This is a genomic window from Paenalcaligenes sp. Me131 (assembly GCF_050487225.1).
GTDB lineage: Bacteria > Pseudomonadota > Gammaproteobacteria > Burkholderiales > Burkholderiaceae_B > Paenalcaligenes.
The window spans coordinates 1-2284 of record NZ_JBKQGY010000009.1; the positions used below are offsets into that span (position 1 = coordinate 1).

A 2284-nucleotide genomic window follows, 5' to 3' on the forward strand; every position below is an offset into this window, starting at 1 on the left:
CATGGTCAGGTTGAAGGCACGGTAACACGTGCTGGAGGACCGAACCCACTAATGTTGAAAAATTAGGGGATGAACTGTGGATTGGAGTGAAAGGCTAAACAAGCCTGGAGATAGCTGGTTCTCTCCGAAAACTATTTAGGTAGTGCCTCGTATATTACTGTTGGGGGTAGAGCACTGTTTTGGCTAGGGGGTCATAGCGACTTACCAAACCATGGCAAACTCCGAATACCAACAAGTACAGTACGGGAGACAGAGCACCGGGTGCTAACGTCCGGACTCAAGAGGGAAACAACCCAGACCGCCAGCTAAGGTCCCTAAAACGGGCTAAGTGGGAAACGAAGTGGGAAGGCATAGACAGTCAGGAGGTTGGCTTAGAAGCAGCCATCCTTTAAAGAAAGCGTAATAGCTCACTGATCGAGTCGTCCTGCGCGGAAGATGTAACGGGGCTAAGCCAGTTACCGAAGCTGCGGATGCACAGTTTACTGTGCGTGGTAGGAGAGCGTTCTGTAGGCCTGCGAAGGTGTTCCGTAAGGAATGCTGGAGGTATCAGAAGTGAGAATGCTGACATGAGTAGCGATAAAGGGGGTGAAAAGCCCCCTCGCCGTAAGTCCAAGGTTTCCTGCGCAACGTTCATCGGCGCAGGGTGAGTCGGCCCCTAAGGTGAGGCAGAGATGCGTAGCTGATGGGAAGCGGGTTAATATTCCCGCACCGTTGTAAAGTGCGATGGGGGGACGGATTGCAGAAGGTCATCGGAGTGTTGGATATCTCCGTTGGGGCATCGAAGAAGGCGCTTAGGCAAATCCGGGCGCGTAATTCAAGGATGTCACTGGATAGAGCTACGGCTCTAAACTGATTGGAAGTGGTCCCAAGAAAAGCCTCTAAGCTTCAGCTTTACAAGACCGTACCGCAAACCGACACAGGTGGACGGGATGAATATTCCAAGGCGCTTGAGAGAACTCAGGAGAAGGAACTCGGCAAATTAATACCGTAACTTCGGGAGAAGGTATGCCCCGGTAGTGTGATGCGCCTGCGCGCAAAGCATGAAAGGGCCGCAGTGAATCGGTGGCTGCGACTGTTTATTAAAAACACAGCACTCTGCAAACACGAAAGTGGACGTATAGGGTGTGACGCCTGCCCGGTGCCGGAAGGTTAAGTGATGGGGTGCAAGCTCTTGATCGAAGCCCCGGTAAACGGCGGCCGTAACTATAACGGTCCTAAGGTAGCGAAATTCCTTGTCGGGTAAGTTCCGACCTGCACGAATGGCGTAACGATGGCCACACTGTCTCCTCCTGAGACTCAGCGAAGTTGAAGTGGTTGTGATGATGCAATCTACCCGCGGCTAGACGGAAAGACCCCATGAACCTTTACTGTAGCTTTGCATTGGATTGTGAACCGGCCTGTGTAGGATAGGTGGGAGACGTTGAAGCGTGGACGCTAGTTCGCGTGGAGTCAACCTTGAAATACCACCCTGGTCTGTTTATGGTTCTAACCTAGGTCCCTTATCGGGATCGGGGACCGTGCATGGTGGGCAGTTTGACTGGGGCGGTCTCCTCCTAAAGTGTAACGGAGGAGTTCGAAGGTACGCTAGAGACGGTCGGAAATCGTCTTGATAGTGCAATGGCATAAGCGTGCTTGACTGTGAGACTGACAAGTCGAACAGGTACGAAAGTAGGACATAGTGATCCGGTGGTTCTGTATGGAAGGGCCATCGCTCAACGGATAAAAGGTACTCTGGGGATAACAGGCTGATACCGCCCAAGAGTTCATATCGACGGCGGTGTTTGGCACCTCGATGTCGACTCATCTCATCCTGGGGCTGTAGCCGGTCCCAAGGGTATGGCTGTTCGCCATTTAAAGAGGTACGTGAGTTGGGTTTAAAACGTCGTGAGACAGTTTGGTCCCTATCTGCCGTGGGCGTTGGATACTTGACGGAGCCTGCTCCTAGTACGAGAGGACCGGAGTGGACGTACCGCTGGTGTATCGGTTGTCATGCCAATGGCATTGCCGAGTAGCTAAGTACGGAAGAGATAACCGCTGAAGGCATCTAAGCGGGAAACTCGTCTGAAGATTAGGTATCCCGGGAACTTGATTCCCCTAAAGGGTCGTTCTAGACCAGGACGTTGATAGGCTGGGTGTGGAAGTGCAGTAATGCACGTAGCTAACCAGTACTAATTGCCCGTGCGGCTTGATCCTATAACTCTTAAGGTTATAAGTTTTAAGTGTCGTTCAAACAAATTTAGCAGTACAAAACGCAATCCCAAACATGAAACACTGCATCATACTG

Annotated in this window: 1 rRNA gene; it reads left to right on the top strand. The window is 51.7% G+C overall.

The features are described 5' to 3' along the window. Positions 1–2193 (top strand): 23S ribosomal RNA (locus ACLPHM_RS17180); the annotation flags it as partial. Positions 2194–2284 lie beyond the last annotated feature (91 nt).